The organism is uncultured Gimesia sp. (assembly GCF_963976445.1).
GTDB lineage: Bacteria > Planctomycetota > Planctomycetia > Planctomycetales > Planctomycetaceae > Gimesia.
On sequence record NZ_CAXBKP010000011.1, the window covers coordinates 1 to 14560 of the forward strand.

General features: G+C 49.9%; 18 protein-coding genes. 17 read left to right on the top strand and 1 reads right to left on the bottom strand.

Features of this window, described 5'->3' with window-relative positions; translation table 11 throughout:
* The first annotated feature begins 360 nt into the window (after positions 1-360).
* The 5 genes from AAC022_RS13670 to AAC022_RS13690 all read left to right on the top strand — a co-directional run bounded on the left by AAC022_RS13670 (position 361) and on the right by AAC022_RS13690 (position 2799).
* A complete protein-coding gene (locus AAC022_RS13670) occupies positions 361-786 on the top strand; it encodes a hypothetical protein (protein ID WP_339731747.1) in 426 nt (141 codons plus the stop codon).
* Positions 787-840: 54 nt separating this feature from the next.
* Positions 841-1344, top strand: coding sequence for a hypothetical protein (locus AAC022_RS13675; protein WP_339731748.1), 504 nt, complete (start codon positions 841-843; stop codon positions 1342-1344).
* 27 nt (positions 1345-1371) lie between these two features.
* Entirely contained in the window at positions 1372-1614 is a 243-nt protein-coding gene (locus tag AAC022_RS13680) for a DUF6868 family protein (protein ID WP_339731749.1), read from the top strand.
* A gap of 28 nt (positions 1615-1642) precedes the next feature.
* Positions 1643-2146, top strand: a complete 504-nt coding sequence (locus tag AAC022_RS13685) for a hypothetical protein (RefSeq protein ID WP_339731751.1) — start codon at positions 1643-1645, stop codon at positions 2144-2146.
* A 221-nt stretch (positions 2147-2367) separates the two neighbouring features.
* A complete protein-coding gene (locus tag AAC022_RS13690) occupies positions 2368-2799 on the top strand; it encodes a hypothetical protein (protein WP_339731753.1) in 432 nt (143 codons plus the stop codon).
* A gap of 35 nt (positions 2800-2834) precedes the next feature.
* On the opposite strand, the gene AAC022_RS13695 is transcribed toward AAC022_RS13690, so the two are convergent.
* Entirely contained in the window at positions 2835-4520 is a 1686-nt protein-coding gene (locus AAC022_RS13695) for a right-handed parallel beta-helix repeat-containing protein (RefSeq protein ID WP_339731754.1), read from the bottom strand.
* A 130-nt stretch (positions 4521-4650) separates the two neighbouring features.
* On the opposite strand from AAC022_RS13695, the gene AAC022_RS13700 reads away from it, so the two are divergent.
* From AAC022_RS13700 to AAC022_RS13755, 12 genes are all read left to right on the top strand, one after another.
* Complete coding sequence (locus AAC022_RS13700) at positions 4651-5166, top strand: ankyrin repeat domain-containing protein (protein WP_339731756.1); 516 nt, start codon at positions 4651-4653, stop codon at positions 5164-5166.
* Positions 5167-5245: 79 nt separating this feature from the next.
* Entirely contained in the window at positions 5246-5878 is a 633-nt protein-coding gene (locus AAC022_RS13705) for a macro domain-containing protein (protein ID WP_339731757.1), read from the top strand.
* 68 nt (positions 5879-5946) lie between these two features.
* Positions 5947-6285 carry a hypothetical protein gene (locus AAC022_RS13710; protein ID WP_339731758.1) on the top strand — a complete coding sequence of 113 codons (339 nt, stop codon included), beginning with the start codon at positions 5947-5949 and terminating at the stop codon, positions 6283-6285.
* A 131-nt stretch (positions 6286-6416) separates the two neighbouring features.
* Positions 6417-7922 (top strand): SDR family oxidoreductase, encoded by a 1506-nt coding sequence (locus tag AAC022_RS13715; RefSeq protein ID WP_339731759.1) that lies wholly within the window; start codon positions 6417-6419, stop codon positions 7920-7922.
* A 130-nt stretch (positions 7923-8052) separates the two neighbouring features.
* Positions 8053-8721 carry a pyroglutamyl-peptidase I gene (gene pcp / locus AAC022_RS13720; RefSeq protein ID WP_339731761.1) on the top strand — a complete coding sequence of 223 codons (669 nt, stop codon included), beginning with the start codon at positions 8053-8055 and terminating at the stop codon, positions 8719-8721.
* Between the two features lie 445 nt (positions 8722-9166).
* Positions 9167-10159 carry a DUF1559 domain-containing protein gene (locus tag AAC022_RS13725; protein ID WP_339731762.1) on the top strand — a complete coding sequence of 331 codons (993 nt, stop codon included), beginning with the start codon at positions 9167-9169 and terminating at the stop codon, positions 10157-10159.
* An 84-nt stretch (positions 10160-10243) separates the two neighbouring features.
* Complete coding sequence (locus AAC022_RS13730; protein ID WP_339731763.1) at positions 10244-10543, top strand: hypothetical protein; 300 nt, start codon at positions 10244-10246, stop codon at positions 10541-10543.
* A gap of 219 nt (positions 10544-10762) precedes the next feature.
* Complete coding sequence (locus AAC022_RS13735) at positions 10763-11500, top strand: 2-phosphosulfolactate phosphatase (RefSeq protein WP_339731764.1); 738 nt, start codon at positions 10763-10765, stop codon at positions 11498-11500.
* 123 nt (positions 11501-11623) lie between these two features.
* Positions 11624-12430 carry a hypothetical protein gene (locus tag AAC022_RS13740; protein ID WP_339731765.1) on the top strand — a complete coding sequence of 269 codons (807 nt, stop codon included), beginning with the start codon at positions 11624-11626 and terminating at the stop codon, positions 12428-12430.
* Positions 12431-12608: 178 nt separating this feature from the next.
* Positions 12609-12989, top strand: a complete 381-nt coding sequence (locus tag AAC022_RS13745) for a hypothetical protein (RefSeq protein WP_339731767.1) — start codon at positions 12609-12611, stop codon at positions 12987-12989.
* Between the two features lie 121 nt (positions 12990-13110).
* Positions 13111-13650, top strand: coding sequence for a hypothetical protein (locus AAC022_RS13750; RefSeq protein ID WP_339731769.1), 540 nt, complete (start codon positions 13111-13113; stop codon positions 13648-13650).
* Between the two features lie 313 nt (positions 13651-13963).
* Positions 13964-14272, top strand: a complete 309-nt coding sequence (locus AAC022_RS13755; RefSeq protein WP_339731771.1) for a cyclic-phosphate processing receiver domain-containing protein — start codon at positions 13964-13966, stop codon at positions 14270-14272.
* The last annotated feature ends 288 nt before the right edge of the window (positions 14273-14560 follow it).

Below are 14560 nucleotides of genomic sequence, written 5' to 3' on the forward strand. Positions count from 1 at the left end.
CTCAGACTCAGACTCAGACTCAGACTCAGACTCAGACTCAGACTCAGACTCAGACTCAGACGCAGGCGCAGGCGACAGCCATTTCATGTTTCTGGAGAACCCGTAGGTGTTTAATTTAGCCGTACGAAAATTTTGTGATGCACTTACAGGCAAGAATCGTTAGAATGGAAGGAACGCATGTCTCAAAGTCCTTTCTGGCGAATTTCAAAGCAGGCGTGATTGGTCTGATTGCAAGGCTGGTAGTGCTACCGAACTTCATTAAGTATAGTGAATGGTGCGAGATGACTTCTATGGATTAAGTTTTTGAATGATTTGACTTCGACAACACAAGGTAATTCATAAACGGGAACGAGCGAAAAAATGAAATCAATGTTTTTGATTTTTCTTTGTTGTACTTCATTTATACTTGCAGAAGACACAAAACCAAATACTCCGCACGACGCGCTAAAACTCGGAATCAAACTATTGAAAGCAGAGGACTATGAGGAATTTTATCAAAAAATGTTTACAGATGAAGTTCATCAAATTCCTGAAGCGAGAAGAAAAGGTTCTTACAAAAAGATCCTTAGCGAAAAAAAAGACGTGCTTTTAAAACGCTTTCAGACTGCATTGAAAATACAGCCACAGTTTGGAACTTATGATAAACAAAAAGCGGCTTACTTCCCTTTTGCGCAACAGGCAAAAGATAAAATGGGTTTTATCCTTTTATTAGAAAATCAACATTATAAATTTGGGTTATCAGAGACTGTGGGGCAAAGTACACTTAATCATGTTGCTTTTGACTAAATGGTCAAATCATTATACCAAGAAAGTCTATTGTGACTCTTGAAAAGAGAACCAATGCAGCTCCAGCAGGAAATCGCGAACTGGGACGGGATGTCGGTTGAGGCATTGTGTGCGATTTATGACTGTCACGGCCTGGAAGCCGAATTCGGTACGGCGCTGGTGCCGCTGTTGAAGGAACCGAAGCTGGAGCGTGGTGCCAGTTGGTTGTTGAAACAGCATTTGGAAGCGGGGGGCGTGTTGGCGGCTGCTGACGTGAAACGGGTTTTCCAGTCTTTGCCTGATCTGATAGAATGGGAAACCCAGTTGCATCTGCTGCAGAGTCTGCCTTATCTGACGATCGGCAAGCGGGATGTCAAACAGGCCGAAGCGTTTTTGCGGCGTTGTCTGGTGAGTGAAAACAAATTTGTACGAGCTTGGGCCTATAACGGGTTTTATGAACTATCGCTGCAGCATCCGCAATTCCAAGCCGAGGCGGATCAACTGCTGGAGCAGGCGCTGGAAGATGAAGCGGCGTCGGTCAAAGCGCGGGTACGGAATATTCTGAAACAACGTCTTTAAACCGCCGAGAGGTGAAGGAGAACACGCATGGATCTGCAGACACTGACCTCGTTTTTTATGTGGTGCACGATTTTTAATGGGGGGCTGTTGATTTTCTGGAGCCTGTTCTGCCTGTTCGCACCGAATCTGGTATATCGCGTGCAAAGTACCTGGTTCCCGATGCCGCGGGAGACGTTTGATGTGGTGATCTATTGCTTTATCGGCGCGTTTAAATTGCTGTTTATTGTGTTCAGTTTAGTACCTTATCTAGCGCTGTTGATGTTGGGGTGAATTGGGTTTTAGGGAAATGTTAAGAAGTATGACACAAAAACAATTTCATAATCAATCCGCTCCCCTGCCCAGTGAACGAGATTTTGATCCTTATGAAGGCGATCTGGATGCGCAGTCTGCCTGGAGGAACTTTGGCGGGTTGAGTCTGACAGAGGCGTACCAGAAATTTCTGGAGAATCCCGGTACGTACTCAGAAGATTTCATGTGGATGGGGGGCAAGGCGTTTGTCTATTATTTTCCGGTGCTCGAACGTTATCTGCTGGTGACCCCGGTCTGGACGGAAGAGAATGGATCGGAGTGGTGCCAGATTCTGGGGCTGGGATCTGCGATCCAGTTTCATTTTACTGAAGACTGCCTGCCGGAGGTCCGGGAATTGACACCGCGTGTGTTGCCGTTGATTGCTCAGGTGAAAGAATCGATCGACGCCTGTGTTGCCAGCGGACATCCCTATTATTCTGATCCGGAAATCAATCATCATGTGAGCGAAGAATGGGACCAGCTCGAACAACACCTGCGGCAGTTTGAGGATTAATTTGCCAGTTAATGTTTCTTAATTAGAATGCGTCTTAGCAAATGGGAGGAACCTGGGCTAACGCCCTTCGGCTAATTGCTGTAAACAAAATCAGCCGCACGGCGTTAGCCGCGGTTAATACCGATCTCGGTGAGATTACTTTCCTGAAAATCACAGTTTACCATTCAATCAACACTACATGGCATCTCTCTGTTCTTGAAATTCGAAAGTCTTGAAGGTGAATGATGTGGAAGACAAGAAACAGAGATTTGATCTATCTGCTTTCTGGTGGTTTCGTCTGCATAATTCTGTTTATCCTCTGGTTCCGCTCGATTAATGAACGCCAGGGTTATTGGGAAGCAGAGATTGAGAATGAAGGGCCGCAGACCACATTGACGTTGCGCCTGATCGGCAGAGAAAAAAAATCGTTGCGACGTCAGATTGTTTTTGAAAATATCGAAGCAGACGCGATTCAACCCGGGACGTTTAAACTGCCCGATGAGGCAGATCAAATGTCCGGCGCCCGGATGACGTTTGAGGATATCACATTAAGGCCCGGTCGCGTGACCTTCGAGTGGCAGGGACATGAAATCGATATGATGCCCTCACGCCTGATTATTGATGGTAAAGACTATGGCTGGGACAAGCCAGAGCCGATTCTGATTGTTGATTGACTGCACGTCAAATCAGAATCATCTCCCGCTGTTTTCTAATCGGTTGGCTTTTGTAATTCATTCCCCTGCACCACGCCAGTTTCTCCGCTGATCGAGACCACTTTATCTTTCGGATTAGCGGAGACCGCGACGTTGTCGAAGACATTGGCGGGGACTTTTGCGTTCTGGATCACCAGAGCGGTGCCGTGAAAGTTGCTGATTCTGTTTTGGGCCGCGAGGACCGTCGCTTCGCTGGCCTGCAGGGCGTGTCGCCAGTGATGGAATTTGTTGGCGATCAGAGTGATGTCGGAACCGGGGAGTGCCCAGATCGCGAAGTTGGGAGGGCCGACCTTGCGGAGCGACGTACCTGCGAATTCGTTGTTTTCGGCGCGGATTTTACCGGCGACGCGAATGCCGGCAACACCGCCGCCGCGAATGATGTTACCGGTGAGTGTGACCTCGGCGCCGTCGAAGACCATTACAATCGGGGGCATGCCCCCTGTTCGGGAGAGTTCATTGCCCACGAGACGCACGGTCCAGCCGGTATTCACGCCGACCGCAACTTGGGCGTTATCGATGATACGGTTATTGATCACCGTCGAGCGGCCCGCTTTACAGGGGGCGAAACCGATGCCGGAGGTTTTGTTGTGGTGACAAAAATTATTGATCAGCATCGTGACGGCGTCGCTCTGCTGTCCGATGCCGGATTGTCCGTTTTCAAAACATTCGTTGCCGACAATGGTAGGCGTGGCGTGTGTGCGTGAACCGATGCCCGCCCGCTTGTTTTTAAAACAGCGATTGTTACGAATGAGTGGGGCGGCTTCTTCCCGCGTGCCGATGCCTGCCATCTCGTTTTCGTAGCATTCGTTGTGTTCGATGAGGGGCCGTGTGTTGGCTCCGGTGCGAACGCCGATGCCGGCACGGCGGTTTTGATAACATTTGTTGCCACGAACAATCGCGCGGGAACCTTCGCTGATGCCGATGCCGGCGCGGATGTTTTCGTAGCAGGTATTGTTGATGACGGTCGGACTGGCGTCGTCGTGACCGATGCCGGCGTAGAAGTTCTGAAAGCAGATGTTTGCTTCAATGACGGCGGTCGATTTCTGCATCGAACCGATGCCGCCCCCCATATTGCGGTAGCAGACGTTGCGATAGACGTGGGGTGAGCAGCGTTTGCCGGGAGCGCTTTGGATGGCGATGCCCGTGTAGCCGATATGATGTACGATGTTATTTTTAATCGTGCAGGTCACGCCGATGACACCAATTCCGGCGGTGCCCGGTGCGCCAATCGGTTCGTGTGACTGCTGTTCGCCGTGCGTGGCGTGGTGCTGGTTCCATTTCGCGTCGTCATACAGGCCGACGTTGGTAACGGTGAATCCGTCGAGTGTGCTGCGTTCTGCCATTGTTACCCCTGCTCCTGCACCCTGCTCTCCACCGCCGTCGATGATCGTTGCTTCCGCCCGTTTTAAACCGAGCGTGCCTTTATTGTCATTTCCGGCGCTCTTCAGGGTAAGACCTGCTTTTAATTTGATACGTTCGTGATAGGTCCCGGGAGCAACCAGAATGGTGTCGTCCTGTTTCGCGGCGTCAATGGCTGCTTGAATCGTCTTGTGGTGTTCCGGAACTTGGAGCGTCTCGGCGGCGAGAGAGGAAACTGCCAGTAAGGGAACGCAGAGGATGCTAATTTCCAGCAGTCGTAAGCGGCGCACGTTTGCCTGTTGGTGATCGTTGCTTGAGCACATCGCAGCATCTCCTTTTGGGGAACCGGTGATGGAATTCAATGATGTCTCTCTATCTCTTAAGCTACCAGATTCAAGCGGTCGATCAAGGGGGGATTCGAGGAAACATTCTTTAACAGATAAATCGTAAAACATGATTGCAGAAAACTCTCTTCCTGGAATAAGATTGCCTGAAATTATCGATTTTAAAATAGATTATTCCAAGGATACAATGGTTATGCCTAGATGGCCTAAAAGAAAGCCGCGCCCTGGTGTTGATGAATATGGTCGAAATGAACTTTGGTATTTTGCATTGAATGGTGATTCTGCAGGAATCGCGCAGGAAATCGCATCAGGAGTTGATCCTTCTGTAGGAGACGATGTTGGTTACACTCCATTACATGCTGCTGTTCAGGGAGGGCATGTGTCAGCAGTTCAAGAGTTATTGAATGAAGGAGCAAATCCCAATTCAATAGATAAGCATGGAAACGGGCCTTTGTGGACAGCAGTCTTATCTGCCCCAAATGAGAAGCGGGTCGAATTGATCAGGATGCTGTTAAGTGCTGGTGCAGATCCGTACTATGAAAATCAATATGGTGGGACTCCTGAGAAAACAGCTCTTGAAATTGCTCATGGTCTTGAAGTGCCATTTCAGGAGCGTTTCAAGTAAGTGAGACCATTAGTTGACTCAGACAAGACGTGGCTGTTATAACTCTGAAAAGTCATTCAGAAAGGACCCCTTCTTACTTATGGCATTGCCCATTGATCTCTGGTTAATTCATCCTGAAACCGAAATGTGCGACGCGTTTCGCGATCGCTTTAAAGACCTGCCTCGCGTGACGGTGATTGAGAGCCGTTTTGAAGACTTGCCCCCACACGATTGTTTTGTGACGGCTGCGAATGCGTTTGGAATTATGAGCGCGGGCATTGATGCCGCCGTTGTGCATTTTCATGGCGAAGAGCTGATGCGGCGGATTCAACATCGCATTATGGACGCCTATCTCGGCGAACAGCCGCTGGGAACTTCGTTCATCGAGCCGACGGGCAATCCCGAGTATCCGTATGTCGCACATAGTCCGACGATGCGTGTTCCCGGTTCGATCTCGGGGACTGATAAAGTGTATGCGGCGACTTGGGCGTCGCTGTTGGCCGTGTATCAGCACAACATCAGTCATCGTGAGAATGAGCACGAGAAAATTGAAACGGTTGTGTTCCCCGCGATGGGGGCCGGTTTCGGCGGTGTGCCTTTTAAAGAAGTCGCGCGGCAGATGGCGGTCGCTTATCAGCATTATCTGGATCCGCCGCATCGGATGGACTGGGATATGGTGATTCGGCGGCAGAAGGCCATCGCTTATGATCAGGGGCAGTTGGTCATTCGTTGAATGGCAACATTTCTGCACAACTGCTTTGTGATTAATGTTGATTATTTTTCTCGAAGATACAGGAATGAATGATGGATGCTCATGAGTTTGTTGTTTGCTGGAAACGAGAAAAAGAGACTTTGCTGAGAGCGTTTCAAGATTCTTCTACGGAATCAAAGGTTTCCAGCGCCATTGCATCTCTGAATCTTTCACAAGAACATTTGATAACAATGAATGAGATTCTGGATACTGTTCTCACGGATACTTTTTATTCGTTGTTACTGGGACTTGATGGGGAAGCGAGTATTGGTGGTGTTCAGGAAACGTACAAAATCTACGATGAGCAGGATCGGCTGATTTCAAATTGCGGAGAAATTGAAGCAGCCGCCTGGGAGCAATTCTATGGCGAAGACGAAGTCCAAGATTAATTGAACAGTACAGCGAAGCACTGTTTATCTTGAAATCTTCAATTCATCACTCACCATCTACAGCCCCGGTACTATAATCGAGCGTCTTACTAACAATAATGCTACTTTTATCCCGATTGTATGGGTGAAACGTGCCGGAGAATCATACTGCTGATGAGGACCTTTCTGAGACCGGGCTGATCTTGCTGACCGGGGCGACGGGATACGTCGGTGGTCGATTGTTGCAGGCGCTGGAGCAGCGCGGGGCGAAGTTACGTTGTCTGGCGCGGCGGCCGGAAATTCTGGAACATAAAGTGGCGGCGTCAACCGACGTGGTCGCCGGTGATGTGCTGGATCGTGCCAGTCTGGGTCCAGCTCTGGAAAGTGTAAAGGTTGCCTACTATCTGATTCATTCGATGGGGGCGAAAGGTTCGTTTGAAGAAAATGATCGTCTGGCCGCTCGTAATTTTGCTGAGGCAGCCCGAGAGGCGGGGGTTGAGCGGATTATTTATCTCGGTGGCTTGGGAAATGAGGATGAAGACCTGTCGGCGCATTTGCGAAGTCGTCAGGAAGTCGGCCAGATATTAGGTTCGACGGGGGTGCCTGTGCTGGAATTTCGCGCGTCGATTGTGATCGGCTCGGGAAGTCTGTCGTTTGAGATGATCCGTTCGCTGGTAGAACGGCTGCCGATCATGATTACCCCCAAATGGGTGATGCGAGCCGCGCAGCCGATCGCCATTGAAGATTTGATTGCCTATCTGATTGGGGCACTCGATCTGTTGTTTACGCAGAACCGTGTATTTGAAATTGGGGGCGCCGATCAGGTTTCGTATGCCGACATCATGCGCGTGTATGGCAAGTGCCGCGGCACACGCGTGCGAATGATCCCGGTGCCCGTGCTAACGCCTTATCTTTCGAGTCTCTGGCTGGGGCTAGTGACACCCTTGTATGCGCGGATTGGTCGCAAGCTGATTCAAAGTATTGTGCATTCAACCGTTGTGCGCGATGAGAGTGCACTAATGGCCTTTGATATTCAACCAATGGGCATTGAAGCGGCAATCAGCCGTGCTCTGATACATGAAGACCGGGAGTTCGCGGAAACACGGTGGTCGGATGCGCTTTCTTCTTCGGGCGCATTACCGGCCTGGGTGGGAGTCCGCTTTGGTTCGCGGCTCGTCGATTTGAGAAGCATCGAAGTCAATCGGCCGCCTGAGATTGCTTTTCAGCCGATCCAGCATATCGGCGGCGAGACCGGCTGGTATGCCTGCAACTGGTTGTGGCATCTGCGCGGGACGCTGGATTTATTAGTCGGCGGTGTTGGCATGCGTCGGGGACGTGCGCATGCGGAGAACCTGCGGGTGGGCGACACGGTCGATTTCTGGCGGGTCGAAGCGTATGAGCCGAATCACTTGCTGCGGCTGTCGGCGGAGATGAAACTGCCCGGACGTGCCTGGCTGGAATTTGAAGTGACGGGGAACGCGGAATCATCGACGATTACTCAGACGGCGATTTATGATCCCATCGGTCTGTGGGGCCGGATTTACTGGTATGCGGTCTGCCCACTGCATCATTTTGTGTTTTCCGGCATGCTGAAGAATATCGCCGCCGCGGCACTTAAAAGTGAGACGCCCGAACCGGATGCGATTTCGCAAGACTGAATCAAATTCAGCGACCTCCCTGCTCTGTTTCTAATTCCCTCTGGAATGAGTTCGCGCGAACCTGTAATCTATGCAGACAGCAGATTCGGTTGCCAGGCTTCATTTGAAACACTCACCGGAAGGATCAAAGATGACGAACGTTTTACTCACAGGGTTCGGACCTTTCGGAAATACTCCCGTCAACCCGGCGGAGCTGGTGGCGCGGGCTCTGGATGGCACCGTGATTGGTGAGGCAAAAATTGTATCGCGGATTGTGCCGAACGTGTTTTTTGAATGCATCGATGTGGTGAGTGCGGCGATAGAGGAAGTTCAGCCGTCGCTGGTGGTGATGCTGGGAGAATACGGGGGCCGTGCGATGATTACGGTGGAACGACTGGCGCAGAATTTGAACGACGCGACGCGATACCAGCTGGCAGATAATGCAGGGGCTGCGCCTCAGGGACAATTAACGGCACCGGAGGGACCGGCGGCCTATTATTCAACACTGCCGTTGCGTGCGATGGTCAAGGCGATGCGTGCGGGCGGGATTCCCACTGATATTTCGGATGTCGCGGGAACGTTCGGTTGTAATCACCTGATGTACGGCATATTGCATCACCTCGAACAGGAGCAATTGCCGATTCGCGCGGGCTGGATTCATCTGCCGCACCTGCCTTGTGTGGCGGCGCTGGAAGAAAATCTGGGCGCACCCAGTATGTCGGCCGAGACCTCCACCACGGGTGTGAGAATCGGAATTCAGGCGGCCTTGGAACATCCTGAAGATATCGACGAGCCGAGTGTTTCGCGACTACAGATTTGAGTCTGAGTTGCAGCATGAATCGGCTTCGGAACGAGGTTCGGCAGCATATCAACGAAGGCCTTCCCGTGAAGGGAACAAGAGGACTCCTCATTTTTGCTGAAACGTATACCCCTTGATTTTCTTTTTTTTGAACTTGATCAGTGCAAAGCTGGTTGACGGTAAGCGGTAATTCTGATTATATTGCTGATACTGAGACTCAGTGTCATGTTTGGTTCTGGTTTCAATGTGTTTGTATATTTATTGTTCCGGAATAGCCCGCAAAGGTATTTTGGTTGCAAGAGCGTCTTCGAGACGGATGAGAAGTGATGCTTCTCCCCTGTCCACTGCAGTCACTTAAGCAACTTCTTCTATCAGTAGCCAGCCAATCGCTCCGGTGAGTTTTCACTCCCGCGTAGGGTGTGATCTCTATCACTTATCTGGTTTCTATTAGAAGGAGATACCAACCATGTTGTCTCGTACAACAACCCGTCTGGCTCGTTCCAGATCTCACAAACGTTCCGCTTTTACGTTGATCGAATTGCTCGTCGTGATTGCGATCATCGCGATCCTAATTGCTTTGCTCCTGCCAGCGGTTCAACAGGCGCGGGAAGCAGCCCGTCGTTCACAGTGCAAGAATAATCTGAAGCAGGTCACTTTGGCGACCCATATGTTTCATGACACGTTTCGTCAGTTTCCCCATGCCGTTCAAGATCATGATGTGAATGCTGATCTCTCTGATCCTGGTGATCTGCCTACTGCAACTTGGGTACCAGGTCAGATCCAAATTCTGCCATATCTGGAACAGGATGCAGTTGCCCAGCGTTGGGATCCAACCAAAGCACGCAATGATACGACTGACGATAATGGGGATGGCTATAGTAATGCCGACCTTGTTCAGATGATCGTACCTACTTTTATGTGTCCTACGATGACGTTGCCTTCGGAACCATTGGCAGACAATCGTGCCCCAGCCAGTTACATTTTTAATTCAGGGACCATAGATCCGGTTACTTTTCAGTATGCATCATATGGGTATGGTCCTGAAACGGCATTTGACGGAGCCATTATTCCATTCAAAAGAAGCCCCAAGGAGACAGCTAGCCCCAGTTATATGAGAACAACGAAAATGAGAGACATCACCGATGGAACATCCAATACGTTTCTCATTGGGGAAACAGATTTCACACCTCAGGGGAAACCTTCAGATTCTTATGGTAGTGTTTGGGGCTATGGGTATATTGGATACACCTATGGAAACACATTCCATCCATTCAATAAACACAATGTTGCTGATTCGGACTTATTTTTTTATTACGGTGCTTTTCGGAGTCAGCATACTGGTGGAGCACATTTTGCGATGGCAGATGGTTCGGTGCGTTTTTTCTCGGAGAATATAAACAATGAGCTGTATCGGGAGTTATCGACTCGATCTGGCGGAGAAATTGTTGAAGTACCTTAGGGGTTTTCTCGTCTGAATATACGCGATCACTTCGAGCACGAGGTGGTCGTGTTTTTGTTATCAAATGCACCTTGAGGAACTAAAATGATTCGAATATTATGTGCCGTTTTGATTGTTTTTCAAATACAATTAGTTGGCTGTGGCAATTCTTCCGATTCCGATATCGTTATCGGAACACCATCCAAAATACCGACCCCAACTGCTCTCTCAGTTGAGGAGTGGAAAGCAATGCCGAATACACCAGAAAAGTTTGAGCCTTCAGAGCTGGACAGGGTGAGACGCCATGATCCGGCACTGAAAAGCAACAAGGCTTGGGAAAAATTTCAAAAAGAGATTGTTGGTCCCGAGTTGAGAAAAAATAAGCCACAGAAAGAACCAATCTAATCGCTGTTGTTATGATGTAAAAAACTCTTCTGTGAAACTGTGGGAATCGAGAAGTTCCCACAGTTTTTTTCGTCAATACTTTTCTGAACCAGTTCTAAAAGTAACAGCGTTCAGATATTCTTTCTGCAGACGAATTCTGCGATGGATCTCGCAAAGCTTTTTGCCCGCAATTTCCTGATGGCTGAAATTGATTCGTTTCCGTATTGATTGGAGACAGCAATGCCTTACTTTGATCAGGCACAATATGACGTTCGCTGTGAATGGGGTTTGCCTGGCGTAGAGAACATTGCGGCGGCCGATGTCATTGTGATCGTTGATGTATTGTCATTCTCGACGAGTGTTGAAGTGGCGGTGAGCCGTGGTGTGATGGTGTTTCCCTACCGCTGGAAAGACGATTCAGCGGAAGAGTATGCGCAACAGCGTTCCGCGGAGTTGGCAAGTGCGCGCAACAACCACAACCTGCCGGGTAAGTATTCGCTGGCGCCCTCTTCGCTGATCAGGGCGCCGCGGGGACTTCGGCTGGTACTTCCCTCTCCCAATGGTTCCCATCTTTCATTCGCGGCGATTTCGCATGGTGCTACCGTGTTCGCGGGCTGCTTGCGGAATGCGTCAGCCATTGCCCGAGAATCACAAGCAGCCGGTCGGCGAATCACGGTTATTCCGGCTGGTGAACGCTGGGCCGATGGTTCGTTGTGCCCCGCGATTGAAGATTTAATTGGTGCGGGGGCGATCATTATACAGTTAGCGGGAACGCGCTCGCCTGAATCGTCCGTGGCTGTCGCTGCTTTTGAGGATGCCGCCGACCAATTGCAAAACCGTTTACTCGATTGCTCATCGGGACGCGAACTTATAGCACGCGGTTTTGTCAATGATGTTGAAATCGCTGCAGAACTTGATGTCAGTGAAGTTGTACCGACATTGATTGACGACGCGTTTGTCACAATGACCGACTGGTGAGGCATCACTAATAATGCGCACATTGTTGACATGGGAATACTATATGCCATAATGTTTTTTTGTGCGGGTCCGAGTTGGTTTTCAGGTTTCTTTTCATGAGGCAGGCTGGCGAAAGGTGCAACGATGATTATTTATGGCTCTCGAATGTACTTCAAAGAAAACGTAGTGAAATCGAATGGCACGTGTGAGCATTGTGGTCATTATACGAGCCAAACCAGTTACGAGGCGCGGAAGTTTGGACACCTTTATTTTATCCCACTAATCCCGGCGGGACCGCGTTCACAAATTTTGAACGAGTGCGGTAAATGCGGGACGGGCACTCATATTCCGCTTGAGAAGATGGAGCCGATCCGGAATGATATTCGCAGCAATTTTAAGAACTGGATTGAACAGGTTCAGAGCGGAAAAAATGAGATTCATCTGGAAGACGATCCCGAGCCTGTAAATGTGGGGATTTTATTTTCGGGGGCGTTGGAGAACCTGTATCTACTGCAGGAAATTGACGATGCGAATTCGATTCTCGCTGTACTCAAGTCGCAGGAAATGCATCATGAAGCAGAAGTGGTCTCTGCCCGCTGGCATGAAATTCAGGGGAATCTGGATCGGGCCGTTCAGAACTATCAGGCAGCGCATGAATTAAGCCCGGAAGCGATTTTTATTCTCTATCGGATCGGAAAAATGGAACGCTTGATGGGGAAAAGCGGCAAAGCGATGCAGGCGTTTGAAAAGTGTCTCTCGATCGAACCGGATAACCTGGATGTGATTGTTGAGATCGCCGGGATTCATGAAAACGCAAACGATTATCCCAAGATTGTGGAAACCTACGACAAGATTTACGAACTGCGGCCGGACCTGGTGTCTGAAAAAGGGATGAAGAAAGTGTATAAAAAAGCGTGCAAGAAATCAGGAGTGGAAGGTACGTATCTGTAACACGTTAGCTCTGATGAATTGCCGATGAGACGGATTTGGCTGATGGTTGTCCGCTCAATCGTGTGACCGGCCGCACGTTTACTCCCCTCCCTCACCTTTACGATAAAAAAACAAACATGCAGATTAGATAAACGAGAATTAAACCATAGACAGAGTATAGATTGGATTAGTAGCGACAATGAGTAGAAATAGTAATGACGGTGAAGCATCAACGTCAAAAGTAATTGTGATGCTGATGTTAGCGATTGCTTTCTTCGGCTGGGCTTTTGCCGCGGCCGCTTATGCCCACTCAGAAGAAGGCTGGCGACAAGCATCTGGTTCGAATGTTGCGGATCCCACTGAAGTCGGTGCAGACGAGCGGTTTGAAGATGGCCAAGGCCTCAGACGATCCTCAAAGTCTTCTTTAAGAGATTTTATCTGGAACGCATTCAGCCAGATCCCGAATATGTTTGCGGTGATCGCCTTTAATTTCAAGCATCGTTTGTGGCTGGTGATTCTATTTGCCTGCCTGGAAGCGGGCGCTCTGGGATTGGGTTATGCGATGAGCAAAATTGATTAAGGTTTAATGAAAATAATAATGCGATTGTAACACTGGCTCCAAGCTGGTTGCCCTCTGTTATCATCAGATGAGGTTTTTTAGGGCAATCGCACCAACTTCAGTACCAGATGGAAATGCGTAAATGGTTCCAGAAGAAAAACGAAATCCGAGCCGGAAGCGGAAACGTAGACGCAGACCTGCCGAAGGGAAAGAGGGGACTCGCAGAGCGGCAAAGCCCCAAACTAAGCCGAAGAAAAAACGGAAAAAACAGCCAGACGATGAACCATCGACCCATAAAGTAATCGGGATGTTGATGGTGGCGATTGCCTTGTTTGGCTGGGCGTGTGCCGCGGCCGCTTATGCGCATGCGGAAGAAGGTTGGCGTGCCAATGAGGCGGAACGCTTCGCTGAAGAGAATTCGACAGAGGATCTCGACGAGACGCGGTTCAGCAGACGAAGACGCATGGGAGGAGCCATGATCAAAACGGCCCTTGAGTCATTGGGAGATTTTATCGGGAATGCGTTTCGCCAGATTCCGAATGTGTTTTCGGTGATCGCCTTTAACTTCCAGCATCGTCTCTGGCTGATCATTCTGTTTGCCTGCCTGGAAGGGGGAGCCGTGGGGTTGGGGTATCTCATGGAAAAAGTGGGTGAGAGCTTTCCGGATACGCCAGAATATTAGCAGCGTGACATCCTGTTTCGATGTTGGGGAAAGTTATCGAACGGTTTTTGATTTCCCGTGACACCGCTCGGCTTGTCCGACGGTACTGGTGGACATCAGGGGAACGCGTTGAGCTGCTTCCCTGCTCTGTTTTGCTATGAATGGCATTTTGGCCTTGTTTTATAGCGTTTTCTCACTGTCGGGTAAGAGGGTCAGAGGCACACGGTGCGCTGGTTGAAACGAACTGCCGAACTTTTTTTTGTCTCGGGTGTCAGTTCAGAATAAGATGTTTACAACGAAATTTCTCTTATTTTATGACCGAAAGAGCAGACACATGCGGGTTTATCTAGACGATGAACGACAGGCGCCGCCGGGCTGGCGGCAGGTACGTTGGCCGGAAGAGGCGATTTCATTACTCAAGACAGAAGCCGTGCGCGAAATCAGTCTCGACCATGATCTGGGAGATGACGCGCGTGGAACAGGTTTTGATGTCTTGCTCTGGATTGAAGAGACCGTCGCGACGAGTGACTTCGATCCCCCCGTGATCCAGGTTCATACGGCCAACCCCCCTGCCCGTAATCGCATGACGACTGCCGTTTCGACGATCAATCGGCTGGCAGAGCGGTGTCGTGGCGCGGATTGAATGACAGGGGCAAAGTCGTTCGAGTGGTATCACACATGGTACATCGATAGCGCTGGCGACCACATAGGGTCGCCCCTACGTTTGAGATGGTTAGCATTTGGGAGTCGCCGTTTTTTGATTGGGATCGTTTCTCGAATCGTGGCGTAGGGGCAGGTCTATGTGCCTGCCCGCCTTGTAGGGATCGATGTTGGATCACGCTTCCTAAGGGACCGGCTAAAGCGTTCGCGTGGTTTTACACATGGTATGTCGATAGCGCGGGCGACCACATAGGGTCGCCCTACGTTTGAG

What these genes read in the sequence shown, in the direction of transcription:
- AAC022_RS13670 (WP_339731747.1), top strand. Translation starts at nt 361, where the DNA reads ATGAAATCAATGTTTTTGATTTTTCTTTGTTGTACTTCATTTATACTT.
- AAC022_RS13675 (WP_339731748.1), top strand. Translation starts at nt 841, where the DNA reads ATGCAGCTCCAGCAGGAAATCGCGAACTGGGACGGGATGTCGGTTGAG.
- AAC022_RS13680 (WP_339731749.1), top strand. Translation starts at nt 1,372, where the DNA reads ATGGATCTGCAGACACTGACCTCGTTTTTTATGTGGTGCACGATTTTT.
- AAC022_RS13685 (WP_339731751.1), top strand. Translation starts at nt 1,643, where the DNA reads ATGACACAAAAACAATTTCATAATCAATCCGCTCCCCTGCCCAGTGAA.
- AAC022_RS13690 (WP_339731753.1), top strand. Translation starts at nt 2,368, where the DNA reads ATGATGTGGAAGACAAGAAACAGAGATTTGATCTATCTGCTTTCTGGT.
- AAC022_RS13695 (WP_339731754.1), bottom strand. Translation starts at nt 4,520, where the DNA reads ATGTGCTCAAGCAACGATCACCAACAGGCAAACGTGCGCCGCTTACGA.
- AAC022_RS13700 (WP_339731756.1), top strand. Translation starts at nt 4,651, where the DNA reads ATGATTGCAGAAAACTCTCTTCCTGGAATAAGATTGCCTGAAATTATC.
- AAC022_RS13705 (WP_339731757.1), top strand. Translation starts at nt 5,246, where the DNA reads ATGGCATTGCCCATTGATCTCTGGTTAATTCATCCTGAAACCGAAATG.
- AAC022_RS13710 (WP_339731758.1), top strand. Translation starts at nt 5,947, where the DNA reads ATGATGGATGCTCATGAGTTTGTTGTTTGCTGGAAACGAGAAAAAGAG.
- pcp (WP_339731761.1), top strand. Translation starts at nt 8,053, where the DNA reads ATGACGAACGTTTTACTCACAGGGTTCGGACCTTTCGGAAATACTCCC.
- AAC022_RS13725 (WP_339731762.1), top strand. Translation starts at nt 9,167, where the DNA reads ATGTTGTCTCGTACAACAACCCGTCTGGCTCGTTCCAGATCTCACAAA.
- AAC022_RS13730 (WP_339731763.1), top strand. Translation starts at nt 10,244, where the DNA reads ATGATTCGAATATTATGTGCCGTTTTGATTGTTTTTCAAATACAATTA.
- AAC022_RS13735 (WP_339731764.1), top strand. Translation starts at nt 10,763, where the DNA reads ATGCCTTACTTTGATCAGGCACAATATGACGTTCGCTGTGAATGGGGT.
- AAC022_RS13740 (WP_339731765.1), top strand. Translation starts at nt 11,624, where the DNA reads ATGATTATTTATGGCTCTCGAATGTACTTCAAAGAAAACGTAGTGAAA.
- AAC022_RS13745 (WP_339731767.1), top strand. Translation starts at nt 12,609, where the DNA reads ATGAGTAGAAATAGTAATGACGGTGAAGCATCAACGTCAAAAGTAATT.
- AAC022_RS13750 (WP_339731769.1), top strand. Translation starts at nt 13,111, where the DNA reads ATGGTTCCAGAAGAAAAACGAAATCCGAGCCGGAAGCGGAAACGTAGA.
- AAC022_RS13755 (WP_339731771.1), top strand. Translation starts at nt 13,964, where the DNA reads ATGCGGGTTTATCTAGACGATGAACGACAGGCGCCGCCGGGCTGGCGG.